Origin of the sequence: Bilifractor sp. LCP19S3_H10 (genome assembly GCF_052119185.1) — a bacterium.
Lineage (GTDB): Bacteria > Bacillota > Clostridia > Lachnospirales > Lachnospiraceae > Bilifractor.
Map to the genome: position 1 here is coordinate 378,731 of NZ_JBQKFT010000001.1, position 24,091 is coordinate 402,821.

Sequence of the window (24,091 nt, forward strand, 5' to 3'; positions counted from 1 at the left end):
ACAGGATCGTCGCACGCGAAGCGTGTGTAAGAGACTGTATGTAATTTCGAAGGCAACAGGTATGAGGATGAAGCGCGAACGCGCGAAATCCGAATACCTGTAGGATTGCGGGAGTGCGAAGCACGGAGCAATCCGTAGCTTATACAGTTTGTAGCACGACTTATCATATGAGGCTTACTGTATAAGTCCAGTCGCAATGTTCTTGGCCCACGGGGAGCTTGCTCACCGGTGGGCAAGAACATTAGCGACGACAACAGGTATGAGCATGGAGCGGTGCGAAGCAACGCGGGAATGCTCATATGCGCGGGCAGTGAGCCACATCCGCTCACACAAAGTGTGAAGCGGTGGGGCGAACGCCGCGACAGGCCGACGAAGTCGGTCACATGTTAGCGGCACGAAAGCTGCGAAGCAGCGAAGTGACGCGGGGACTTATACAGTTAGCAACATAACAGCTCTTCGAAAACGCAGACAGGCCGCCTGCCGCGAAGCGCGCGTAAGAGACTGTATGCGATTTCGAAGGCAACAGGTATGAGCATTTATTTTTTCTGCACTGTCCGGCGATACCAGAACAAATACTGCTGCATGATCCCGTTGTACGGCTTATATGCATCGAAAGCAAATCCTTCCGGATACTCTTCCTCCAGAAGTCTCAGAATCCAGACATCCTCCGGAAAGGAATCCAGTCGGTGAAAGCCAAACAGCATCACGCAATTCGCCACCTTAATTCCAACGCCATAGAGTGCCATCAGCTCTTCCTTCAGCTCTTCGTCCGGAAGCCCTTTCAGCCTGCCGAAATCTATCCTGCCATCCGCGGCATCTTCTGCTGCCTTATGTACATACTTCGCCCGATAGCCAAGACCGCACTCTGCAAGCTGTTCCCCGGAAAGCGAACAGAGCTGTTCCGGTCCCGGGAAGGAATATCGTTCCTCCGCCAGCCGCATTCCGGCCATTCTGCACAGCTTATCCACAGAAAGACGAATGGCCGGGATATTCTTCCTCTGAGAAACAATAAACGTAATCAACGTCTCCCACGGGTCCTGGTTGAGGATTCGGATTCCCTTCCCGCAGGCAGAAGCCCGATACAGATAGGGATCCTTCTCCGGATCTATCCTTCGACGAACCGACGAATAATCCAACCCCAGATCAAAATACTGCCTCCAGAATGTCTCAAACTCTTCCCTGGAACAGGTTAGCTCAAGACGATGTCTATTCACTTCTTTCCCACGATCTTGTTCCCGAATCCGCACCCAGTGACTGCCGGCTATGATCTCATAACCGTCTTCTGTCTCTGTCCATCGAAAGCACTGCCCGCTGTCCGCTATGCTCTTCAGGTCAAAGTCATCCGAGATTTCTGTCACCATCTGCCTGTATACGCTCCGATTCCCTCAAATAAATATCTGTCGTTCATTCCAGGAACTTCTGTACCGGTTCCACAAATAGCATTCTTCCGCCCATACCGGGGATCTCTGTACCCATTTTCCAACAAATTCCACACACAAACGATAAAACAGCGACTATCGGTATTTTCGAGCGATATCCAGATATTCCGCATTTCCGTCGATATAGTCTTTATACACAAGCATCGGATCCTTCCCATGATAGACAAGACAGATTCCGCAGCTGTCACAGTCACTGATGCATTTGAATTTTTCACGAATGAAGGCTTCTCTTTCCTCTCTCGTGGAATTCTGAATTTCCGGCGGCATCACATTCACCCCTTAACTCTCCCGCCCCGGTAGGCGGCATTCAACTCACTGATTTCCTTTTCTCCTTCGATATACGGCCGATAAAACGCATCTACATCCCCGCCTCCCAGGTTGTCACAGCCGTTGCAGAACTCACAGGTCTGCCCGCAGACTGAAAGTGCCTGATTCACAATCCGAATTCTTTCCTCACGTGTCGTATCCTTGATTAAAATCGATTTCATGGCCATTCCTCTCTTCCTTTTATCGTACATCTCCTTTTATAGCACATAACTCTGAGATTCACAATCCGACATCCCCGGTTCATGCTTGACATCCGACACCCCGGTTCATGAATGGCATCCATTCGTCCAGGAATTTATCAGGACTGCCCTTTCCTGCCAAACTTACCAGGGAACTCCCTGCATAATGCGGGCGTGCGCAGCTTACAATGCGCAGCCTCACTGCCAAACGCACCCGAAAATTCCGGATCTTCTGCAGACCTGAAAAAAAGCACGTTCAAAGCTTCTGACTGTGCTAAAATTTTGGTGCTAAAATTTTTTCAAAAAAATTTAAAAAAGGGGTTGATTTTTTCTCAGAGGTAACGTATAATCATCTTCGTTGTTACGGAACAGCAACACAAATTCAATACAAACCAAGCGCCATTAGCTCAGTTGGTAGAGCAGTAGACTCTTAATCTATTTGTCCAGGGTTCGAGTCCCTGATGGCGCACTTATGAAGCGCTGTTTTTGGTATCGAAAGGATACCGGGGACGGCGCTTCTTATTCTGTCCATTAAACGTTAAGCGATCGAACAAAAACGTATGAGTAAAAGGCAAAAATGCCCATCAACGCAAAAAAAGCAGCGCATCAGAGTAAGAACCGATATGCACGCAGAGCCGGCGGCACCGCATGATTGCGGCACCGCCGGCTCTTGTCAGTGACGATTATCCACGGCTATCCCCGGAATTCACGCCTTGTTTCTTGTAATCCTGCGGATGGCATCCGGAGCTCCGATCACGTAGAGATGCATATCCTTCTCAAACACAAACTCCGGGTCGAGAATCTGCTCGACGTCGCCTCCCAGCTGAAAGGCAAGAATTTCGACGCCATACTCCGATCTTACCTTCAGGTCCAGAATGCTCTCTCCGACCCAGGCCGAAGGAACGGCAATCTCATAGATGCCAAGATTTTTGCTAAGCTCATTGTAATCAAAAACATTTCTCGCGCCAAACCGGACTGCCAGCTTCTCCGCTTCATCTCTTTCCGTATACACGACGTAATCTGCACCGTTATGCAGAAGAAGTTTGCGGTACATATCCCTCGCCGCTCTCGCTATGATATATTTTGCACCTGCCTCATGAAGAAGGTAGGTAACAACAAGTGCCGCCTGAAAATCTTCCTCGACCGTGACCACACACAGGTCGAAATCATTGATCCCGAGCGACTTGATCACCTGCGGATTGGTGGCATCCGCAATCTGGATGTTGGGGATTCTGTCTACCACATCATTTGCCGTCTCTTCATCTTCCTCAACAGCCATTACGTTATTTCCCAGATCCTGCAGCCGTATTGCCATATGTCTGCCAAAGCGTCCGAGTCCTATAATCAGCACATTCTTCATTGCCTCTGCTCCTTCTGTCTGCGGGATCCTCCCCGCCTTCCTGCGTCACGCAATATATTACAACAATTACAGGCCGATCCCCTTATTGTAAAGGCCATTTACAGCCCTATACGATAACCTTGCCACAAGCTGTATTACTTCACCACGAGCCTAGCTCAAAATGCATAGTTCATCGCAAGAGGGGCTCATAATGCATTACTCTCCGCAAGCGGGGCAACAAAACCGCATTCCCCCGGCCAGACGGGCAGCAATCTACATTAGCCCCGCAAGCGGACTGTCACAACCCCGAAAAACGGATCAGCCGATGGATATTTCTTCCGCCGGATATCTTGATGCCGCTCTCCGGTCTTTTCTTGTCATCGCGGTCAGCACCGTCACCGTTCCGCTGCGGCCGAAGATCATCAGCACACACAACAGCAGTTTTGACAGCATACCGAGCCTGGGCGTAATGCCAAGGGTGGATCCCACTGTCGCCACCGCGGATGCCGATTCGAAAAACGCCGTCTGAAAATCTACGCCCCTTTCCACTGAGGAGATGATCATAGCGACAGCTATCGCACTGAAAATATACAAAATCGCTACCGTCGCCGCTGTACTGATTGTCTCAGGATCTACGGAGCGATGGAAAGCCTCCACTTTCTTCCTCCGCTTTCCGGTCGTCCTGACACTCAGGAAAAGCACTGCCACCGTTGTGGTCTTCATACCGCCGGCAGTAGAGCCCGGTGAACCACCGGACAGCATCAGCATGATCATCAGAAACTGAGCCGCTGTCGACATCGCGCCGAGATTCATCGTGGAAAAGCCTGCCGTTCTGCAGGTCACAGACTGAAACAGACTGCCTGCGATTTTTCCACTCACAGACATGGACTCAAAATCCGGATTACCAATCTCCAGAAGAAAAATTCCGATGGCTCCCCCGAAGGTCAGAATTGCGGATGTCGTAAGAACGATTTTGCTCTGCAGCGCAAGATTTTTGAAATGAAATCTGTGATCAATCAGATCCCTCCACACCAGGAATCCGAAGCCGCCGAGACTGATTAAGGCCATAATAATGATCACAACGTACCAGTTGCTCTCACACATGGCCAATGAGGAATTCGGCGTGTACCTTCCCATAAGATCGAAACCGGCATTGCAAAACGCCGAAACCGAATGAAAGATACTGCTCCATATGCCGTCCCAGAATCCCTGCCTCGGCACAAAATAAATGGAAAGAAGCGCAGCTCCGGTTCCTTCCACAATCGCTGTTCCCTTTACCACAAACTGGGTGATGCGCACGATTCCGCCGACGGCAGGCGCCGCAATCGAGTCCTGCTGCAGCCTTCTGGAATGAAGTCCGATCTTCTGACGGGCCGCCATCATCATCACAATGGCGAAGGTCATGAATCCGACGCCTCCGATCTCCATCAGGATCACCAGGACAAGCTGTCCGAAAAACGTCCAGGTGCTAAATGTATCAAACCGGATAAGGCCCGTCACACAGGTTGCCGATGTTGCCGTAAAAAAGCAGTCCGAAAACGGTATCCTGGCACCGGTCTTCGACGATATCGGCAGCCAGAGCAGAAACGCACCAACCAGAATTACAAGGACAAAGCCGACCGGTATGATCTGCGTCGGTGTAAGCATGTTCCAGAATCTTCCCAGCTTTGCAGACAGCGACTCACTGTCTTCCATATCATAGTGACGTATACCCTCACCCATTTTCTCAGTTTCCTCCTCAGCGGAGCGGTCTTTCCACTTTTCCACTTTTATATCCTTCAGATCTGAAGCAGAGTACCCCTTTCCGCTCCTATGCCAGAAGCAGAGCGTCCTTCCGCTTATATGCCTGAAGCAGAGTACCCCTTTCCGCTCCTATGTCTGACAAGCTATACTACAACGCCATAAAGAGGAAAAAATAGCCGAAACAGATAATCTGTTAGCCGTTTTCCAACTTTTTCAGAACTGGAGTGTACAGGTACGCGCACGCGAACCCCGGAAGCGTGAAACCGATGAGAATAACCAGAAATCCGATCCGAAAACCGACTCTCCAGATTACGTAGAGCCAGGCCGCATGAATAGCCACCATTCCCAGCGTCCTCGGCAGATATCCGACAGCCAGTGCCGCCGCATTCCGGAAAATCTGTCCGAACGTATTTTCAAACCGGGCGATCAGGACAAAGCTGTAGGACATATGCGCCAGAAGAAGCAGCGTCAGCCCTGCTATGATCACGCGGAAGATCATCTGATCATACCCGAATGATTTCAGCAGCGTCCATTCCAGCGCGATCAGCCCACCGAAAAAAAGATCGAGTGCCCACATCCCGGTCGCCTGTTTGAAATTCTCCTTAAACGCTCTGAAAAAGGATTTAATAATGTAGGATTCCTCGTTCCGGACCATCTTCAGAAGAACACTGTGCATCGCCGCAAGAGAAGCCCCGATGGTGATCAGCGGAATGCTGCACAGCACCGTCAGAAGATTCAAAAGCACCAGATCAAACACTCTGGTCAATCCTCTCATAACCGGTCCGTCCATATTAAAAAATTTGTCCATACCTTCATCCTCTAATAAGTGTTCTACCGCTCGTACTTATGAATCCGCCGACGCGCTGCCTGTATAGGTAAGTCCCAGCGTCTTCATCGCCTGACGATCCAATTCTTCCAGACTTGTATAAGGCTCTACGTATTTCTTAAGATACTCCTCCAGGCAGAGATTTTCATCATACATAACCTTTGCCGCGGTCATCCCGACATATCTGTAATGCCAGGATTCATAGACAATCTTCGTGATGTCCTGTTTTCCCTCCGGATACCGGAGTACATAGCCATATTTCCAGCAATTTTCATGAAGCCACTTCTGAACCTCTTCCTGATCCTGAGAGCTGTCGATCGCAGTGTTGTGTTCACATCCGATATCCGCCGCCAGCGCTGTTTCGTGCTCACTTGTTCCCGGAACTGCAACGCTCTCCGCCGCCATGGCTCGTGCGTCTTCCTCGGAGTATCCGCCGCTGACATACACGTTTGTCATGCTCTCGAAATCCAGAATCTGCTGGCTGTGTGTCCGATACCCGGAAACCACGAGAGGATCGTACCCCGCCGCCCTGCAGTCGGTCAGCATCTGCTGAAGCTGTTCGGCACATCTTGAATCGGTTTCCTGCCCGTTATCAACCGTCGTAACCTGCGCCGTATATCCGTTCGGATAAGGATGACTGCTGTTCACCAGAATGAGCGCCCAGTTATCTGTCGTGTTGTACTTGGCAGGGTCCGGCTCTGCTGCCTCTGTCGGTGTCGTTTCCACATCTTCTGCCGCGCTGTTTTCCGTCGTATCCGATACCGATTGCGGCGCCGAACCGGAGATCACCTGCGGTCCGGATTCCTCCTTTGCGCTGCTGCCTCCGTTACCATTCACCTCAGCAGTCCGTTCTCCATGAATCTGAATAAGAATGTACCCTCCGAGTATGATAATCAGTGCAATTCCAACCACAAGCACTATCTTGAGTATTATATCCAGTCTGTTATGCCTCACCTGATCAATTCCTTTATTTTGTCTTCAATAAACTTTGTCGTGTAAAAAATGATTTCATAATGGAGAATTTTAATAGAATTTTTGTCCCAGAGAAAACGGATGCTTGCCGGGAACTCCTCATCGGAATCCCAGTACTGAAACCAGACCTGCAGAAACGGAAAAACCGAAAGCAGGTAACTCACATCACCGCCCTTGCAGGCCAGCCCTCCGAGCGACTCACACGCCTTTCGGATCTCGCCTGTTTTTCCCTCAAATGGACGAATCACATCGGGCTGATGAAGCTTTCTTGCATGTCCGGCACCGACAATTCCTCCCATCTGCGCCAGCGTCTCCCAGTTTCCGGCCATCTCCGGAAATTTTTCATTCACGTCCGAGCAGCAGAAAACATCGTAAATCGCCATGACTATATCATGCTCCGCCGGCTTCATGCTTCCCCGGCACGTAACCGTCCCAAGCTGCCGGCTGATCTGATAATCCTGTCCCAACACCTTTATATATAGATAGTTCTCATCGCTTTCCAGCTGATATTTGTGAATCAGTTTTTCCTGATCCAGCGTGAGGAATTCCTTTCGGGACTCCTCAGACATCGCGTCATAATTACCGCACATTTCTATTCCTTTCTATTCCTTTCTATTCCTTTCCATTCTCCCTCCGAATGCGATCCCTCTCTGTCTTCCCGCGCGCACAGTTTTGTCACTTCACCGGTTTTTACCCGCTCCACTCTTCCTCCGAATGCGGTTCCTCTCTGCTTTTCCCGCGCGCACAGTTTTGTCACTTCACCGGGGGTTATCCGCATACCTTTTCTCAGCCTCACTGTCGTCCGCATGCCATTTTTCCGCGTCCAGTGCCTGAAGGATTCTGCTGTAATGAAGAAAGTGTCCGGACTCGCCGATTCTGCGGATCTCATCAAACGGAACGACCCGGAATCCTTCTGTCTCTTCCTCCTGCGGCACGACATCCTCTTCAGAGAAGTCCATGTGGAAATGGTAAATATCGGTGAAATAATTATCACCGCCCTCCGGATCCGTGTTCTGATAGGAATATACGCATCCGCCATCTGCCTGGGAGACGTCCAGACCGGTCTCCTCTCTCACCTCACGGCACACCGCCTGAAACGACGTTTCCCCGGCACGGACGCCTCCCCCGGAAACCTCCCAGTCGCCGGCTGCCCATTTCTTGTTCTTCTTCCGCTGCGTGATCAGAAATCTGTGATCCGGCCGCTCGACCAGTGCAATCACAACCAGCATATATTCACCGGGCTGCAATTTGTACGCTTTACGGGGAACCTGTCTTCCGGTTTTCTCTCTGTCTGAATTATAGATATCGATATATTCCATATTCTTCCGCTCCATACTCTGTGCGTTCTTATCCTGCGGACTTAGCTTCCGGCGGCTTTTTATCTCCGGCTGCGGGTTCGTAATCCGAAAGATTTCTGTCTGCGACTACGCATTTGTAATCTGGCAGATTTCTGTCTCCGGCTACGGGTTCGTAATCCGGCGGTTTTCTCTCACCGATGCCTGATTTCATCTGCCTGCTCCCTGAAAGTTACCCGGAACAAAAGTATAACACATTTTTCGCATATCATACCGTAAACTTGAACCGCCCGCAACCCAAATAGCAGGGTAAAAACAAGCCCTTGCCTGAATCTTCTCCAGGCAAGGGCTTCCTTATTGGATTTCTTTGACTTTTCGTGACTTTGACAGGCCTTAGCCTGCAGCGTTTTTGTCGTAATAAACGCCCTCGGTCTGCACCGGCGCCGGAGCGGGTGCCAGCGTGTACCCCGCCGAATAATAAATGATCACCGGCTCTCTCACCGATACCAGATTATAGATCTGGGCAGCCGCGTCAAGCGGAAGATTCAGACATCCGTGAGAGCCGTTTGCGATGTAGATATCTCCTCCGAATGCCCCTCTCCAGGATGCGTCATGCATGCCGCATCCGGAATATGTAAACGGCATCCAGTAGCTTACCGGCTGTGTGTAGGTGTAGTAGTTTTCCTTGCCGGCAATCTGATCTCCGAGCAGCGTGGCATCCTTTTCCTTATTCAGAAGCATAAATGCTCCCTCCGGTGTGTGATAGGATTCATTCATTGTTCCGGATACACAGTCAGTCTCGTAAGCCACCTGGCCATTGACGTATACCCAGATGTGCTGCCGGCTCAGATCCGCCTCGACGTAATTCTGTCCGAATCCATTGTTGTCATCCGGAGATGCATACGCCGTTACACTGTATACCGGCTCCCTGGTCGTAACTGCCCCGCTGTTCAGTTCGTCGGTCAGCTGAGATATTTCTGCTGACTGGTTCACCTCGTAGCCGTAGTACCCGGTACCCTTGATGGTGACGTTCCCGATTCCCGTTGCATGGAAGGTCCGATCAGAGTTGACCGTGTCGGTATCCGCCGCCAGCTGGGCCACATAATCCGCGATATGCTGGTTCCACGCCGCGTCGTCCTTCGTCCAGGAGCCATCCGCATTCTGCGTCAGCCAGTTCACCGTCGTTGACCCGTCAAGTGTGCGTGTAGATGTCGGAAGGGTATACGTGATGCTTGCGCTGACCGCCTGATTCAGGGCAGCGAGCTGCTGATTCAGAGCTTCATTGTCCGCAGAAATCTCCGCGCTCTGATAGATCCCGTCTGTTGTCGTCAGATCCAGCTCCTTCTGACAGCCGGACACCGCGTTCTCCACTGCGCGCAGAACTGCCTGCTTATCCAGTACCGTGCCGTCCGACTGGGGCGCGATCGCAAAGCCACTGTCTGTTTTCTCGATTCTCGCGTTTACCGGCTGCGTCATATTTGCATCCTGCATCTCCGGAAAGTTGTTCACCATGTTCTGGAGGTCCGACACCTTGTAGAGAAAATCACCGTTTGGAGTTGTAACGGTGCGCTGCTCCGACTCATCCGTGCTGTCCGCATCCGAACTCGCCCTGTCTGTGAAAATACCCCGGATTACTTCCTGTCCGTTCCGGAATTTCACGGTAAGACTGTAATCCTCACCAGGCGTTTGCTTCAGCTCTGTCTCCTCCGGACCTGCCGATTGTGTGTCCGAAGCTTCAACAGAAAGAGCTGCTACACTTCCGATAGATTTATGATTGTGATTGGAGCTCCCCGCTACCTTTCCTCCGATAACGAACAGACCACACAATATTCCTATCGCTGCGATCAGACACACAAGCGGGAGAACCAGTCTGCGATACCGTCCTTCAGATTTCCTTTTGTTTGTCCCCATACGAATTCCTCTTATCCGTTCCGAACTCTTCTTTATAAAGCTCTTCTTTAATAAAACTATTCTTTATAAAACTATTCCTTATAAAACTATTCCTTATAAAATAAATAAAGAATATTCTATCTTCTGCAGGTCTCACCAGCTTCAGGGTCTTTCTGTATTCCGTCCTGAAACACGTATTTTCAATATTATAAATCTCTTCAGCCTTCCCGTCTATCCTGTAGACACTTTTTATACATAATGTATTTCTCAATGTACCTTTAATTGTTATTATATAGTGTGTACTATACAGTGTAGTACACATTATGTCAAGCCCGTGTCATGAACTTCTTTTTCAATAATTCAACAATCACAACATCATATTGAAGTACCGCGGAATCTTCAATCATATCTTAAATACACAAATGAAACCTTTTCCATTCGCAGTTTCGTTGTGTGTTATATTATATATGGAAAGTATGCACGCGCAAAATACCCGATACGATTTTTAAAAAATACTTGCACGCAATTTAATTTTGTGATACATTGTAATTGTTCAATACAGGCAATACAAAAACTTATCAGCGAATACAGATAAACCACAGGAGGAATAACACCATGGTGAAAATGATCAATCAGAACGATTTCGACGCGGAGGTAATGCAGGCAAAGGGTCTTGTCGTTGTAGATATGTACGCGGACTGGTGCGGTCCCTGCAAAATGATGGCTCCCGTCATGGACAGCCTCTCCGAGGATTATGATGATGTCAAGTTTGTAAAGATCAACGTAGACAATAATCCGGATGTCGCTGCAAAATTCGGCGTACAGAGTATCCCGAACTTCGTATTCATCAAGGACGGCCAGAAGGTCGATCAGGTGGTCGGCGCAAGAGACTCTGAGAGCTTTGAGGCAATCATCGACAGGAATAAATAATAAGTCGGATCTGGAACTTTTGCCGGACTGTGATCATCACAGTCCGGCGTTTTTTGTCTCAGGCTTCACGACTACAAACAAGCTGTGATGGATGTTTGAAAAATTTTTTAAAAAAAATTAGCACTCACCTATTGACAGTGCTAATAACCGGTGCTAGTATACATAATGTCAGAAGAAAGCAGATGATAATCCAAACAGCATAGTGGCTGAGAGGAGGATGAAGAAAAACCATCCGATTCTGAGAAGTGCCGCAAGGAATCCACTGCAGCTCTTCTGTTAGAAAATAAATGTGAAATTACATGAACTCATTCAGAGAAACAGGCATTTTCGAAACGGAACGAATGAGCAGAAGGAGGAATGACTTATGATGTATATGCCAAGTATTTTCAGAAATGATTTTGTAAATGATTGGACAGATGATTTCTTCCAGGCACCGTTTTTTGAGGAAAATGGAGTGATGAAGACAGACATCAGGGAAGACGAGAAGGGCTATGACTTTACGGTTGAACTTCCCGGATTCCGCAAAGAGAATATTTCCCTGAACCTGAATGAGGGTGTTTTGAATATAAAGGCCGTGAAGGACTCCAAGGAAAAGGACGAGAAGGAAAAAGACGGCAAAATCGTTCGGATCGAGAGATACAGCGGGAATATGGAGCGCAGTTTCTATGTCGGCGATGAGGTTTCCGAGAACGACATCACTGCAAAGTTTGAGAACGGTGTTCTGAATATTCATATCGCGAAGAAAGAACCGCAGACTCCTGAACCGAAGAAGATTGCGATAGGCTGATAACTGATCCGTTCAGACAGCTGAAAGCAGTGTCAGACAGGGTCAAGCGACACCCGGAAATCAAGGAAACGAGATAAAACACGCTGCGCGAGTTTTATCTCGCTATCGCGACGCTCGCCGCACACGAATACTTTGCATTCGGCTGTGGCTCACTGTTCGCGTAAATTTATAAGCTGTCATGTCACTGAGAGATTCAGTCGGCGTGACAGCTTTTTGAGAATACAGAATAAAAGTGTCATCCATGCAGGCATGAGGTAATGTATCCGAACGAGATATTGCGTCACAGCCACATCGGGATGAACAGAGGGAATAAATAATCAGAGGCACATTATCTATGAGCATAGCATTTAACAGAAGGGGTATGAAATCCAGAACAGGAAGAAGGTGAGATAATGATGAAGAAGGATTTTTACGAGGTTCTTGGCCTTTCCAGGGGAGCCGATGAAAATGCAATTAAAAAAGCATTCCGTAAGCTGGCGAAACGCTATCACCCGGATATGCATCCCGGCGATAAAACGGCCGAGCAAAAATTCCAGGAGGTCAATGAGGCATATGCTGTACTCAGTGATCCCGAAAAGAAACGGATCTATGATAAATGTGGCATGGCTGCATTTGAGAACGGCATGGACCCGAAGAAATATGAAGAGGCGTATGACGCGTACGGCGGCAGAAGTGATTTTGGCAGTGGCAGGGCCGGAGCTGGAGATTTCTTCCGCAACTTCACAGGGGGAAACGGCGGAACGAGCTATAGTTATCAATCCTACGGCCCGGATGGCAGGAAATATCAGTCCTTCCATTTTAACGGAGACGGCGCAGATGACATCTTCGGCCAGATGTTCGGAAATATGTTTCATGGTAAAACCGGAGACTCCTTTAGACACGGCCGTGCCTCTGACGGTTATTCATCCGGATCAGGGTTCAGCGGCTTTGGACAGGACGGAACCGGCGGATTTTATGAGAACATGGACAATGCCGACTACGATCTTCATTCAGAAATCACCATCGGCTTCATGGATGCGGTCAACGGATGCAGCCGGAAGGTACAGCTTTCTTCCCCGGATGGCCATGTAAGCACTCTGGAGATCCGCATACCGGCAGGCATCGAAGATGGCAAATCCATACGTCTGAGAGGTAAGGGCCATCAGAAACCGAATGGTGCCAGTGGTGATCTGATCATCAAGGTTAACGTTCAGAATATGCCCGGATTCGAACGTAAGGGAAATGATCTGTATACAACCGCAAAGATTCCCTACACAACGGCAGTCTTCGGCGGAGAGGCCGAGGTTCCGGTACTCAACGGCAGAGTTGTGTGCAGAATCCCGGGCGGCACGCAGTCCGGGAGCAAGATCAGATTGAAGGGCAAGGGTGTAAAGGATATGAAAGGCGTCTGCGGAGATGAATATGTCACCATTGAGATTGCGGTTCCGAAGACCCTCTCACGCGAAGAACAGAAAGCACTGAAGGCATATCAGGCCGCGGAGAACCGAAGCGGCACAGCCGCTTCCGGTGACTAATCCAACCCGCAAAAACAAATCTGACCATGCACCAAGAACAAAGGAGACAGACCGGATCCGCATCCGTCCTGTCTCCTTTAATTTACGCGAACAGTGAGCCGCATCCGAATGCGAAGTATTCGTGTGCGGCGAGCGTCGCGATAGCGAGATAAAACTCGCGCAGCGTGTTTTATCTCGCTTTTACTCCTCGAAGATACACCCGGATCTTCTTTACGTTACACCCGGATCTTTCCGTTACACCCGGATCTTTCTGTCGCATTCAGAGTTTTCCTCTTTCCGGGGCACTGCGATGAGCTTACAGATCCGGTTTCCTCTGGCCGAGAATTTTTTCTCATATTCCGTCATGATATTTCCCTGATTCATCTCCGGGTCATTGTGAAGATCAAAGGTATACTGCAGAAGCTTCCAGCCATTTTCACGAATTTCCTCCAGCGAAAAATCGAAGAGCTGCCGGTTATCGGTCTTGAATTCCAGCCGTGCTTCCCTGCTCATGATTTTCTCGTAAAGTTTCAGAAATCCGGACGATGTCAGACGTCTCCCCGCGTGACGGTCCTTCGGCCACGGATCCGAGAAATTCAGATAGATCCCGTCGATCTCCCCCTCTCCAAATACCTCTGTCAGCTGTCTTGCGTCCATCCGGAGAAAACGAAAATTGCAGTTCCTCATCAACCCCGGCCTTTCCTTCACATCTGCGGAAAGGCCATGAACATTCTCCGGATCTGCTCCTGCCCGAATTCTCGCTCGCATCTCCGCCTTCTGAACCGCCCGGAACAGAACGCTGTCATACATCTCGATGCCGATAAAATTGCGGTCCGGGTACGCCTCCGCCATATCCATCAGAAAATGTCCCTTTCCCATCCCGATCTCAATATACAGCGGCTGTTTCTTCTCAAAAACACCGTCCCACCTGCCACGGAAATTCTCCGGATTCTGTATGCAGTACTCACTGCTGCGAATCACATCCGCAGCACCCGGTATATTACGCAGCCTGCTCATCTGTTTTCTCCTCCATTATCTTCTTTATCCCCTTCCTCTGTATCTGCTTCATCCGCATTCGTTTTATCCGCGTTTGCTTCATTCCGCATTTGTTTCATTCACATCCATTTCATCTTCCATTCATATATTTATCTGCATCCATATCATTCATCAGCTTGCCCGGCATCGAATCGTCCGATTCTCCCGGTAAACCCCGCCTTTCACCCGCAGAGACAGAGACGCAGACGGCTGTATCGAATCGTCCGATTCTCCCAGTGAACCCCGCCGCAGAATCCAGCTCTGTCACAGTTCTCCAGCCGGGAGGTAACTCCATATACACTACATATAGCCCCATATATATGTACAAATTACATGTGTGTGAACCTTCGGACGTATCCGGTTTCAAAAGAGAGACACCATGTATATGTACGAATTACAGAAACGATTCCACATTTTGTCAGATTTTTTTGATGATCACCGCACAATTCAGAGATACACAATCTAATAGTTTCACTATAGAAAAGTCAAGGCTTTTTCACAGGTTTTTCCGTATTTTGGATATTTTGGAGATTGTTCACAAAACATCTGTTCACGATTTTCTCTTATGTAACCATGTAATTTTCCCCACATTTTTGTTGATAATGTGGATAACTTCGTGGATAACTCGATTTTACGCGCCTTTCCGGCCTTCTGAAATGTTGATTATTTTGTGAATGAAAATCTCAACTCAAAGAAATTTTTCATCGCAGCTTCTTCAATTTGTGCACTTTTTTATCATGCGTTTATCAGGAGAATTTTGTATACAAAAGTGGCAATATATTTTCAGATTCTGCCGTAGGCGTGTGCCAGATTCCGGAATGCCGGCAGGCTTCTGCGGATCTGATCCGTCGTCACGCAGTAGGCAATCCGCACATATCCGGGCGTGCCGAAGCTGTCAGCCGGAACAATCAGAAGCTCAAAATCCTTTGCCCTCTCACAGAATGATGCCGCATCCTCCTCCAGAGCCTTCACAAACAGATAAAACGCGCCGTCCGGATGAACACAGGTGTACCCATATTCCGTGAGAGCGTCATAGAGAAGATCCCGGTTCGTCCTGTACACAGACAGATCCGCGACCTGTCCGACGCACCTTTCGATCACATGCTGGGCAAGGCTCGGCGCACAGACATATCCCAGCGCACGGCCCGCCCCCGCGACTGCCGCATACAGATCCGCTGCCTGATCCGCCTCATCCGGAATCAGAATGTAGCCGATCCGCTCGCCCGGCAGGGAGAGCGATTTGCTGTAGGAATAGCATACCACTGTGTCCCGGTAATATTTTGTCATATACGGAACCATGATCTCTTCATCATACACAAGCTCACGGTACGGCTCGTCTGTAATCAGATAAATCGTATGCCCGTACGTCTGCTCCTTCTCCGCGAGAAGAGAGGCCAGCTTTTTCACAGATTCCTCACGGAACACGACACCAGAAGGATTATTCGGGGAATTGACAAGAACAGCCTTCGTCTTATCCGTAATCACTGCATCCAGATTATCAAAGTCGATCTGGAAAGTCTCCGGATCGGTCGGAGAGGTGACCAGCTTTCCTCCAGAAGTCTCGACAAACACCCGGTACTCCGGAAAAAACGGAGTAAACGTAACAAATTCATCTCCCGGCTGCACCATTGCGGTTATCGTGATCTTCAATGATGCCGCCGCTCCGCACGTCATATACAGATTAGACGCTTGAAAAGAGGTACCGAATCTTCGATTCAGATCCTCCGCGACCGCGCGCCTCGTATCCAGATCGCCCGATGCCGAGGTATAACCGTGAAGCCAGATATCATCATGTGTATCAATCAGGTTCTTATACGTCACATTCACATCCGCCGGAGCCGGAACATTCGGATTTCCGATGCTGAAATCAAACACATTCTCCTCTCCAATCTCAGCCTTTCTTCTCTTTCCATACTCAAAAATCTCACGAATCTTCGAAGGTGCTTTCCCCAGCTTTTCCATCTGTGTGTTAATCATTGTGCTGACCTCCATTTTCTTGTATACACACATTTTAATATACGCGTATTCTTATTTATTTTATATGCAGAAATTTCCGATTCCTTTTGTCAGAGCATTAACGGCTGGTGAAAGATTTCTCCGCAGCCTGCCAGAACATCTGATTTATCAGTATCCACTGACGCGGATATCCCTCCCCAGCGCAACCGAATAAATATACGTCTCCGCCACTTCGACTCCGGTGATTCCGGAAAGAGCCCGGCTGTAATATTCCAGCTGCTTCTGATACTTCTCCACCAGATCTCTGCCGTCACCGGTGCGAACTTTGTCCGTCTTGTAATCGACGATCACATATTTTCCGTTCTCGGAAAAATATGCGTCAATCGTACCCTGCACCAGAATGTTCTCATCCGCCGGCCAGCTGCTGTCAATGTCTTTTGCCGGAATATCGATGACGAAGGGCTGCTCCCTGCGCAGGACTCCCTCCAGCGCCGCCCTGCGCATCCGGATTCCGATTCCCGATTTCAGAAACCTCACTATATCTTCCGGCATCACACACGCCGCATCAATTTCTGACAGAAGCCCCCGCGACTCCATATCCTGCACTTGCCTTCGGATCTCCTCTGCAAGCCTTTCCTCAAGATCCGGATCTCCCGCGAGTCCTTCTTTGACTTCCGGATTCTCTGCGAATCCTTCCTGAAAATCCGGATCCTCCGCAAGTCCTTCCTTGACTTCCGGATTCTCTGCGAATCCTTCCTGAAGTTCCGGATCCCCGGACGATTCGCCTCCGGTTTCCTCTCTCCGGAAAATCCGGTCCACGGACAGATAATCCAGGCATTCCAACACATGATGGTAAATGGTTCCCCTCGCTGCTCCTGCAGCTTCTCTGTGTCCTTCCTCTCTCATGAATTCCGGAACATACGGAACCTCCGGCTCCTCCGCAAAGGGCTCCGCTCCTTTTTCCTCCTCCATGACCTCCATGGAGCGCATCTTGATCTCTGTCACGGTCATCTTCGCCGGCAGCTCAGCCGCTCTCTGATACGGATAATGGAAATTCTCTCTTCGATCCAGAAAATCATGGACCTGTCCGTCGCAGACCGCATCAGAACGAATCATCTGCCTGAGGGCGTCCACCATGCGGTCCGCTTCAACATTCGACTGCATCGTTCTGTCCGCCATCTCCTCCGCCCTCACTTCACGGATCGTGAGAACCTTCCCGGACGGTGCCGCCATCATCACCCAGTCCAGCGGACATTTGGCGCTTACCAGCCTGTGATAGGAAAGCGGTTTCTGAAGCTGTATCCTTTGATCGCGAACCGCTGCCTCTGGTGTCTCTCCGGGAGCCGTCCGGATCTCGGTATCCTCCTGAAGACGCATTGTCTCTTCTATTCTGTCTTTATCAGACACAATTCCGGTGAGAATCAACTTTTCTCTCGCGCGTGTCATCGCCACGTAGAGAATACGGATTTCTTCCCCCAGTGTATCCCGCCGGATCGCCTTCCGGATCGCAGTCTGCATCACAGAGCTGCATCTGGTATGGCGGTCAGGATCCACCATTTCCATCCCGATTCCGTATTTCGCGTGCAGTACGATCCTGCTCTGCGCGTCCTTGAAATTGAAATGATTTCCAAGCCCCGCCACAAATACAACCGGAAATTCCAGGCCCTTGCTCTTATGCACAGAGATGATCCGTACCGTATTCTCGGCTTCACTGAACAGGTTCACTTCCCCGTAGTCCACCTCATATTTTTTCATCCTTTCGATGTAACGGATGAAATTAAACAACCCGTGATAGCTCGTCTTCTCATAATCCACCGCCTTCTCAACGAGCATCTTCAGGTTTGCCTCCCGCTGCGCGCCCGCCGGCATCGCCGAGGCATACCTTCCATACCCGGTTTCCTCGATCACCTGTCCGATCAGCTCATGAACCTCTGTACAGGGAATCCTCTCACGGAAATCAGAGAGCTGCCCGAGAAAGGCACGCAGCTTTGCCGCAAGCGCCGGATTCTGCTCTTTTTCACCGCCGTCCGCATATTCCTTCACGATCTGATACATGCTTCCTTCCGGATCTGAAATCCGAAGCTCCGCCAGCTCCGCATCGGTACATCCGACGATCGGTGAGCGCAGAACCGCTGTCAGCGGAATGTCCTGGCCCGGATTGTCCAGGATATTCAGGTAATTCAGGACGGTCGTGACCTCAAGCGTGGAAAAATACCCATCCTTTGAAGTCATATAGGCAGGAATCCCCTCATCCTGAAGGGTGCTGACAAAAATGTCCCCCCACCGGCCCGGCGAACGCATCAGAATCACGCAGTCCCGGTATGTCAGCGGACGGAATGCTCCTGCGTCCCTGTCCCAGACCTTCCCGGAGGCCGTCAGCTCCCGTATCCTTCCGGCGATGGCAAGCGCCTCCGCTCTTGCCATTGCCTCACTGCTCCTGTCATCTTCAAATTCCGGAGCAGCCTTGTTAATCAGAAGCAGCTCTGCCTTTGGAAAATCCGGATCCTCGCCTTCCGGATAATCCGCGCCGTAATGAAGTGCCTGTGCGTCGTCGTAGCGGATTCCGCCGAGCTCCGGTATCATCAGTCTGTGGAAGATCGCGTTCGTACAGTCCAGCACCTCTCTTCTGCTTCGGAAGTTCCGGTCCAGATTGATCCGTACACTCCGCATTCTGTCGGTTATCCCGCTGTTCTCCACAGCTGTCTCACTGTTTTCTCCGGCCGCCCCGCTGTTCTCCACAGCTGTCTCACTGTTCTCTCCGGCCGCCCCGCTGTTTCCCACAGCTGCCTTGCTGTTCTTCCCGGCTGCTTTGTGCATGTTTCCAGATTCTGAAGATGCTGACAGGAGCGGATATTCCATGTATTTCGCAAGGAACAGATCCGGCCGTGCCATACGGAAGCCGTAAATGGACTGCTTCATATCTCCGACCATGAACCGGTCATATCTTTTCTCCTCCGACCCGGAGACTGCCTCCAGGATTGCTTCCTGAATGTAGTTGCTGTCCTGGTATTCGTCGGTTATGATCTCCGCGTACTGCTCGGCAAGCTCCCTCGCCGCATCCGTTCTCCGGTATGTACCATCCTCCTGTTTTTCCAGCAGGATTCGAAGGGCAAAATGCTCCAGATCACTGAAATCCGCAATATTTCTCTGTCTTTTTGCCGCGGCAAACCGGTCCATGAACAGCTCCGTCAGCCGCACCAGCTCCTCCGCATAGGGTTTTATCCGAACAAGCTCACCGAGGATTTCCTCCTCCGAACGAGAAAAGCTCTCCGCCCGCAGCGAGTCAATCATATCCTTGAACAGATTCCTGTTGTTTTTGACCTGTTCCCGGAGAACCGGATCCTCACCCGTGGTTTTCCGGGAAGAAAGCTTTGCGAAATTCCGCCCGCTTAATACCTGATAAAAATCGCCGTAGCTGCGGCAGCTCTCAAGCTTTTCCGCCAGCTCCAGATCACTCTCCAGAGCCGGAATGTATCCGAGCGGTCCTCCCGCATTTCCGGCTTCCGCCAGATTCTGCTCTGCAAGACTCACGGCATCCTCCACAAGCATGCCGGCTTCCCTTACGATATCCTGCATCCAGTCCGTTTCCGAAAGCTTCTCCGCCGTATCGATACGGCAGGCATCTGCCGCATTTCTCAGCCATTGGCGCGGATCCGGATCACTCATGGCAAATTTACTGATTTTCAGGATCAGATCCTCGGCGCGGCTGTCAGATTTTCCCGGTGCGTACGCATCCATAAAACGGCGGAACATTCCGGTCTGTTTTTCCAAATCATCTGTGCTGTCCTGTTTTTCTGTATCCCCAGATACCATCGATTTTTCCAGACTGTCTGCGCTGTCCGCTTCTTCCGTATGTCCGGCGCCGTCTGCCCTTTCCGGATTATCCGCGCTGTCCGCTTCTTCCGCATAGCCCGCTCTTTTCGCGTCTTCTTCCGCAGATTCCTGTGCTCCGCCTTCCCCGGAGGCAAGCTGATACTGTTCCTCCAGCATGTCCTGAAGGACCCTGGCCTTCAGCATCTTCAGCTCGCCCTCTTCCGCGATCCGGTAGCCGGGGTCCAGATGGATCCGGTGAAAATAGTTCTGGATGACATACGTGCAGAAACCGTGAATGGTATTGATCTGCGCATGATGAAGCAGAACTCCCTGCCGCTGCAGATGAACATTCTCCGGGTTCTCCCTGAGCTTCTCCTCCAGCGCACGCCCGATTCTGTCCTTCATCTCTCCTGCTGCCGCCCGCGTAAAGGTAACCACCAGAAGCTGGTCTATATTGATCGGATGATCCGGATCTGTGACCCGGCGAATAATATGCTCGACCAGAACCGCTGTTTTTCCGGAACCCGCCGCTGCGGAAGCGAGAATATTTGTACCTCTCTGACGAATTACCAGCTCCTGGTCCGCCGTCCACTTAACCGCCATCTCACGAATCCTCCTTCTCCGACTTTCCGATTGCCTCCAGAATATCCTCCCGTTTCAGCTTCGGCAGTCTCCGGTACTCAAAGCCCGGAATCCGACGGTCAAAACCGCAGATGCCCTGATACGGACAAAAGGTACAGGCATTCCGGTCCTTCCCCTCCCGCACATACGGATCCGCCTTGATATGCCCCTGTACGATCCGGTTTCCGAGGTCCTTCACCTTGCGGTTTGTGTAATCCCGGATCCGGCCGAAATTCTCCAGAGATTCCGTCTGAGACGACTTCGTCAGTGAACCGTCCTTCTTCACCCCTGCCGGAATCACATCAGAGGATACACCCTTTTCCAGAGTCTGATCCAGAAGCTTCAGAACCTCCATCTCTGACCGGCACAGGCCCTGGGGCCGGAGCTGTTTCAGAATCTCCTCCAGCCTCTCTGTCTCGGTACTGGCCTTCTCCTCTTCGATGACTGGATCCTCGATATGGTAATAGAAGATCCCGGCCGGCTCGGTTCTGCTTCCGGGATGCTTTCTCTGATCCGCCTCCAGTGCCGCGTTCATGTAGACCGCAAGCTGAAGCTGAAGCCCGTAATACATATCCTCCAGATCCAGCTTTGTACTTCCGGTCTTGTAGTCGATAATCTTGATATATCTGGTGCTCTTCGTCTCACAGGTATCCAGGCGGTCGATTCTTCCGATCAGCCTCATCGAGGCCCCATGATCGAGCCGGAAATGAACCGCGCTGAGATCATCGCCGAAATCAAATTCGAAATCCGACGGCCGGAACCGGCCCTTCTTTACCTGCTGCTGAAGCGCCCAGACGGTCCGGCGCAGAATCTCCCGGAGCCGCTTCATCATATACTCGTTTCGTTTCGTGCTGAACAGAATCCGGTTGTTGTAACCGTCTGTCACGCGGGTGAGCGATTCATCCGCAATCCGGTCACGCTCACCGTCCGGCAGAGACCCCCAGTCGAGTCCCCTCCTGGCAAGCGTTTCCGAGAAGACCTGAAGGGAATCGTGCATCACCGTTCCGAAGTCTGCCGGCGTGAAGACATACTCATCCCTCTCCTTCAGCCGAAGCCCATAGTCCAGGAAATGCCGGAACTCACAGGAAGCCATTTCCTCCAGCCGGGTGACGGAATTCAGCAGTTCTTTTCCGTAAAGCTTCTCCGCCAGAAGATATCCCAAACCTTTTTCCGGATTGCGCGCGCGAACCGCTTCAAGGAGAGCTTCCGCCCTTCTTTTTCCCTCCGGATCATGCAGCATCCGGCGCAGAAGCTCAACGGAAGCTCCGGAAGGCATCTTCTCCGGCATCTGCTGCAGCTCCTCGAGCAGATATTCCATCTGACCATCGCGCGTCTCCATGCGGAGCGTGGTATCCTTATTCTCGAGTTCCTCCTGAACCAGAGCAGGTACATCCGGGAACATCCGGCGGATCATTCCGACCAGATACGAGGGAAGCAGGGATTCTCCACCGCTTCCGCTTCTGCTCCAGGACAGCCAGAGCGCGTCTGATGCCTTGGTCATCGCCAGATACAGATAGAACCGCTGTCTGTACATCTGCTCGCGTGATGTGGGCGAAAGCTCTGCCTTCTGATCCGAAAGCTTCTCCCGGTCAGGCTCTGACAGGATCCCTCCCGCCGGAATCGGCTTTGGAATAATCCCCTCATTGATTCCGACGAAGAACATCACCCGGATCTTCTTCAGCCTTGTTCTTTCGATATCGCCGACCAGAACCTGATCTTCTCCCGGCGGTATCAGGCCGATGCTCATCTCCCCGAATCCGGCGTCGAGAATTTCCTGATAGTCCGAGAGCTTCATCTTCTCATCGCCGAGTACCTCCACCAGCCGGTCAAACATTCCCATGACCTGCTCGAAAATGCGGTCGTATTCCCTCGCTGATGAAGCATCTCCCATCTCCCGGAACGAATCCGCTCTCTTCCGCATGCGGTTCTGCACATCCTGACGGACGAGGAACTCATAGAGCAGCCCTGTCCTGCGGCGCACCGTCGCATTTCTTTCATGAAGTCCGTCGTGAAGTGCCTGTGTCTCCCGCGCGAATTTTTCGCGCAGCTCATTGTAAAAAAGAAGCATGTCCGGCTTCATGCTGCGGGATGTGCGGGTCCATGCTTCTTCGAACTTCTTTCTTCCATGTATGCCGAGCGCCAGACAATAGTCCTCCAGATTCTGAATCTCCTCTTCACCCATAAGCGACAGCCCGCTGTGAAGATACCGGAAGACGCTGTCATACGAATAATTGTCCCGGACCATGTCCACAGCCGCCCGGATAAATTCAACCATCTGATTGGACATCACTTTTTTCTTCTGATCCAGAAAGCACGGAATCTGCGCCGACCGGAAGATCCTGACAGCCTCTCTTCCATAGGTATCGAGATCGCCGGTGACGACCGCAAAGTCCCGGTAATGATAGCCCTTCTCCCGGACAAGCCGGCAGATCTGACCTGCCGCGGCGCGTATCTCCTGCTCCGGGTTTCCTGCCTCGGTTATATGAATCTGATGACCATCCTCCTTCTTCCCGTGATAGCCGTCCCGGCAGTACCGGAACAGATTCTTCTCCATGAACTGAAGCTCCGGGCTATTCGCAAATCGGCTTTTATCTCCGGGATCAACCCATTTCACCGGCCGTATCTCCGTGCGCGTCTCCTCCGCCAGCGCACTGACCTTCCGATAGGTCTCGCACGACATATGGAAAAGCCGGTGAATATTTTTGCTGCCGTAAAGGTTCTCCGGCGTATCTGCGGTGAGAACCACCGTGACACGGTCCGCCAGTCGAAGGAGTTCCCGCACGACCTCCAGCTGTACCGGAGTAAAGCCGGTGAAGCCGTCCAGCACGATGCGGCTTCCCTTCACGAGATCCGACTTGCCGATGACGTCACAGAGCACGCCCGGAACCTCCTCTGCCGTCAGATAGTGATCCGAAAGGAAGGTGCGGAACCCGTGATAGACGGTCCGGATATCCGTAAGCTTCATGGCAAGACGGTTCTGCTTTTTTTCCCCGGACTCCTCGATCCAGCGGTCCAGATCAGACTCTTCCACCCGGTACTGCAGAAGCTCGGAGATCAGAGACTTCATTTCTTCCGCCGCACCCTGACGGGACAAGGTTCTGCCGAGAACCCTGAGCTTCTTCTGTTCTGTTCCGATCACCCTCTGGGTAATCAGGCTCTTCCCGAGATCATCCAGAACCGGCAGCGTATTGCCTCCCACCTTCTCAAAGACTCGCCACGCCAGCCTGTTGAAGCTGAGCACGTCCAGATTCATCATTCCCCGTCTCGGATGCATCTGAACAATTTCCTTCTGCGTCTGCATGGTGAATTGCTCCGGGACTATGACGAGAAACTGTCTCTCCGGCTCTTCCATGGACTCCCGGATGATTTCACGGTAAACCTGATATGATTTTCCGGCTCCGCTTCTCCCCGCTACAAATTCAAGAGACATGCGCATCCTCCCTTGA

At 51.0% G+C, this 24,091-nt stretch carries 19 protein-coding genes and 1 tRNA gene; 4 read left to right on the forward strand and 16 right to left on the reverse strand.

All coding sequences use genetic code 11. From position 1 onward, the window contains the following. Positions 1 to 536: 536 nt before the first annotated feature. The 3 genes from ACTQZS_RS01570 to ACTQZS_RS01580 form a co-directional block, all read right to left on the reverse strand. A complete protein-coding gene (locus ACTQZS_RS01570) occupies positions 537 to 1,361 on the reverse strand; it encodes a DNA-3-methyladenine glycosylase family protein (RefSeq protein WP_441474250.1) in 825 nt (274 codons plus the stop codon). Positions 1,362 to 1,514: 153 nt separating this feature from the next. Further along, positions 1,515 to 1,715 (reverse strand): hypothetical protein, encoded by a 201-nt coding sequence (locus ACTQZS_RS01575; protein WP_441474251.1) that lies wholly within the window; start codon positions 1,713 to 1,715, stop codon positions 1,515 to 1,517. Beyond that, on the reverse strand, positions 1,712 to 1,933 hold the full coding sequence (locus ACTQZS_RS01580) for a hypothetical protein (protein ID WP_441474319.1): 222 nt from the start codon (positions 1,931 to 1,933) through the stop codon (positions 1,712 to 1,714). Before ACTQZS_RS01580 ends, ACTQZS_RS01575 begins: the two co-directional genes overlap by 4 nt. Positions 1,934 to 2,341: 408 nt before the next feature. Here ACTQZS_RS01580 and ACTQZS_RS01585 point away from each other — a divergent pair. Next, a tRNA-Lys gene (locus tag ACTQZS_RS01585) sits at positions 2,342 to 2,414 on the forward strand. A gap of 237 nt (positions 2,415 to 2,651) precedes the next feature. On the opposite strand, the gene ACTQZS_RS01590 is transcribed toward ACTQZS_RS01585, so the two are convergent. From ACTQZS_RS01590 to ACTQZS_RS01630, 9 genes are all read right to left on the reverse strand, one after another. Then, positions 2,652 to 3,305: a potassium channel family protein gene (locus tag ACTQZS_RS01590; RefSeq protein ID WP_441474252.1), complete on the reverse strand. Its 654-nt coding sequence runs from the start codon at positions 3,303 to 3,305 to the stop codon at positions 2,652 to 2,654. 297 nt (positions 3,306 to 3,602) lie between these two features. Further along, positions 3,603 to 5,006 (reverse strand): TrkH family potassium uptake protein, encoded by a 1,404-nt coding sequence (locus tag ACTQZS_RS01595; RefSeq protein WP_441474253.1) that lies wholly within the window; start codon positions 5,004 to 5,006, stop codon positions 3,603 to 3,605. A gap of 214 nt (positions 5,007 to 5,220) precedes the next feature. Next, positions 5,221 to 5,835: a YesL family protein gene (locus ACTQZS_RS01600; RefSeq protein WP_441474254.1), complete on the reverse strand. Its 615-nt coding sequence runs from the start codon at positions 5,833 to 5,835 to the stop codon at positions 5,221 to 5,223. A 36-nt stretch (positions 5,836 to 5,871) separates the two neighbouring features. After that, complete coding sequence (locus ACTQZS_RS01605; protein WP_441474255.1) at positions 5,872 to 6,807, reverse strand: M15 family metallopeptidase; 936 nt, start codon at positions 6,805 to 6,807, stop codon at positions 5,872 to 5,874. After that, the gene (locus tag ACTQZS_RS01610; RefSeq protein WP_441474256.1) at positions 6,804 to 7,415 is read right to left on the reverse strand and encodes a DUF3786 domain-containing protein; all 612 of its coding nucleotides are present in this window, start codon (positions 7,413 to 7,415) and stop codon (positions 6,804 to 6,806) included. Before ACTQZS_RS01610 ends, ACTQZS_RS01605 begins: the two co-directional genes overlap by 4 nt. Before the next feature lie 168 nt (positions 7,416 to 7,583). Next, a complete protein-coding gene (locus tag ACTQZS_RS01615) occupies positions 7,584 to 8,144 on the reverse strand; it encodes an NUDIX hydrolase (RefSeq protein ID WP_441474257.1) in 561 nt (186 codons plus the stop codon). 28 nt (positions 8,145 to 8,172) lie between these two features. Next, complete coding sequence (locus ACTQZS_RS01620) at positions 8,173 to 8,334, reverse strand: hypothetical protein (protein ID WP_441474258.1); 162 nt, start codon at positions 8,332 to 8,334, stop codon at positions 8,173 to 8,175. A gap of 179 nt (positions 8,335 to 8,513) precedes the next feature. Next, complete coding sequence (locus tag ACTQZS_RS01625) at positions 8,514 to 10,031, reverse strand: L,D-transpeptidase family protein (RefSeq protein ID WP_441474259.1); 1,518 nt, start codon at positions 10,029 to 10,031, stop codon at positions 8,514 to 8,516. Beyond that, the gene (locus ACTQZS_RS01630) at positions 10,006 to 10,281 is read right to left on the reverse strand and encodes a hypothetical protein (RefSeq protein WP_441474260.1); all 276 of its coding nucleotides are present in this window, start codon (positions 10,279 to 10,281) and stop codon (positions 10,006 to 10,008) included. The genes ACTQZS_RS01625 and ACTQZS_RS01630 overlap by 26 nt, the downstream gene beginning before the upstream one ends. A 278-nt stretch (positions 10,282 to 10,559) precedes the next feature. Here ACTQZS_RS01630 and trxA point away from each other — a divergent pair, with 278 nt between their 5' ends. The 3 genes from trxA (at position 10,560) to ACTQZS_RS01645 (ending at position 13,241) form a co-directional block, all read left to right on the forward strand. Continuing rightward, a complete protein-coding gene (trxA, locus tag ACTQZS_RS01635) occupies positions 10,560 to 10,940 on the forward strand; it encodes a thioredoxin (protein WP_441099695.1) in 381 nt (126 codons plus the stop codon). A gap of 364 nt (positions 10,941 to 11,304) precedes the next feature. Beyond that, complete coding sequence (locus ACTQZS_RS01640) at positions 11,305 to 11,727, forward strand: Hsp20/alpha crystallin family protein (RefSeq protein ID WP_441474261.1); 423 nt, start codon at positions 11,305 to 11,307, stop codon at positions 11,725 to 11,727. A 392-nt stretch (positions 11,728 to 12,119) separates the two neighbouring features. Continuing rightward, entirely contained in the window at positions 12,120 to 13,241 is a 1,122-nt protein-coding gene (locus ACTQZS_RS01645) for a DnaJ C-terminal domain-containing protein (protein ID WP_441474262.1), read from the forward strand. Between the two features lie 234 nt (positions 13,242 to 13,475). Here the strand turns inward: ACTQZS_RS01645 and trmB are convergent, their stop codons facing one another. The 4 genes from trmB to addB all read right to left on the reverse strand — a co-directional run bounded on the left by trmB (position 13,476) and on the right by addB (position 24,075). Further along, positions 13,476 to 14,237, reverse strand: a complete 762-nt coding sequence (gene trmB, locus ACTQZS_RS01650; RefSeq protein ID WP_441474263.1) for a tRNA (guanosine(46)-N7)-methyltransferase TrmB — start codon at positions 14,235 to 14,237, stop codon at positions 13,476 to 13,478. A gap of 801 nt (positions 14,238 to 15,038) precedes the next feature. Then, the gene (locus tag ACTQZS_RS01655) at positions 15,039 to 16,232 is read right to left on the reverse strand and encodes a pyridoxal phosphate-dependent aminotransferase (RefSeq protein WP_441474264.1); all 1,194 of its coding nucleotides are present in this window, start codon (positions 16,230 to 16,232) and stop codon (positions 15,039 to 15,041) included. A 147-nt stretch (positions 16,233 to 16,379) separates the two neighbouring features. Next, positions 16,380 to 20,627, reverse strand: a complete 4,248-nt coding sequence (locus tag ACTQZS_RS01660) for a UvrD-helicase domain-containing protein (RefSeq protein WP_441474265.1) — start codon at positions 20,625 to 20,627, stop codon at positions 16,380 to 16,382. 1 nt (position 20,628) lies between these two features. Beyond that, complete coding sequence (gene addB / locus ACTQZS_RS01665; protein WP_441474266.1) at positions 20,629 to 24,075, reverse strand: helicase-exonuclease AddAB subunit AddB; 3,447 nt, start codon at positions 24,073 to 24,075, stop codon at positions 20,629 to 20,631. Positions 24,076 to 24,091: the final 16 nt, after the last annotated feature.

What these genes read in the sequence shown, in the direction of transcription:
- ACTQZS_RS01645 (WP_441474262.1), top strand. Translation starts at nt 12,120, where the DNA reads ATGATGAAGAAGGATTTTTACGAGGTTCTTGGCCTTTCCAGGGGAGCC.
- ACTQZS_RS01655 (WP_441474264.1), bottom strand. Translation starts at nt 16,232, where the DNA reads ATGATTAACACACAGATGGAAAAGCTGGGGAAAGCACCTTCGAAGATT.
- ACTQZS_RS01640 (WP_441474261.1), top strand. Translation starts at nt 11,305, where the DNA reads ATGATGTATATGCCAAGTATTTTCAGAAATGATTTTGTAAATGATTGG.
- ACTQZS_RS01610 (WP_441474256.1), bottom strand. Translation starts at nt 7,415, where the DNA reads ATGTGCGGTAATTATGACGCGATGTCTGAGGAGTCCCGAAAGGAATTC.
- ACTQZS_RS01615 (WP_441474257.1), bottom strand. Translation starts at nt 8,144, where the DNA reads ATGGAATATATCGATATCTATAATTCAGACAGAGAGAAAACCGGAAGA.
- ACTQZS_RS01590 (WP_441474252.1), bottom strand. Translation starts at nt 3,305, where the DNA reads ATGAAGAATGTGCTGATTATAGGACTCGGACGCTTTGGCAGACATATG.
- ACTQZS_RS01600 (WP_441474254.1), bottom strand. Translation starts at nt 5,835, where the DNA reads ATGGACAAATTTTTTAATATGGACGGACCGGTTATGAGAGGATTGACC.
- ACTQZS_RS01570 (WP_441474250.1), bottom strand. Translation starts at nt 1,361, where the DNA reads ATGGTGACAGAAATCTCGGATGACTTTGACCTGAAGAGCATAGCGGAC.
- ACTQZS_RS01625 (WP_441474259.1), bottom strand. Translation starts at nt 10,031, where the DNA reads ATGGGGACAAACAAAAGGAAATCTGAAGGACGGTATCGCAGACTGGTT.
- trmB (WP_441474263.1), bottom strand. Translation starts at nt 14,237, where the DNA reads ATGAGCAGGCTGCGTAATATACCGGGTGCTGCGGATGTGATTCGCAGC.
- ACTQZS_RS01580 (WP_441474319.1), bottom strand. Translation starts at nt 1,933, where the DNA reads ATGGCCATGAAATCGATTTTAATCAAGGATACGACACGTGAGGAAAGA.
- ACTQZS_RS01620 (WP_441474258.1), bottom strand. Translation starts at nt 8,334, where the DNA reads ATGAAATCAGGCATCGGTGAGAGAAAACCGCCGGATTACGAACCCGTA.
- ACTQZS_RS01660 (WP_441474265.1), bottom strand. Translation starts at nt 20,627, where the DNA reads ATGGCGGTTAAGTGGACGGCGGACCAGGAGCTGGTAATTCGTCAGAGA.
- addB (WP_441474266.1), bottom strand. Translation starts at nt 24,075, where the DNA reads ATGTCTCTTGAATTTGTAGCGGGGAGAAGCGGAGCCGGAAAATCATAT.
- ACTQZS_RS01595 (WP_441474253.1), bottom strand. Translation starts at nt 5,006, where the DNA reads ATGGGTGAGGGTATACGTCACTATGATATGGAAGACAGTGAGTCGCTG.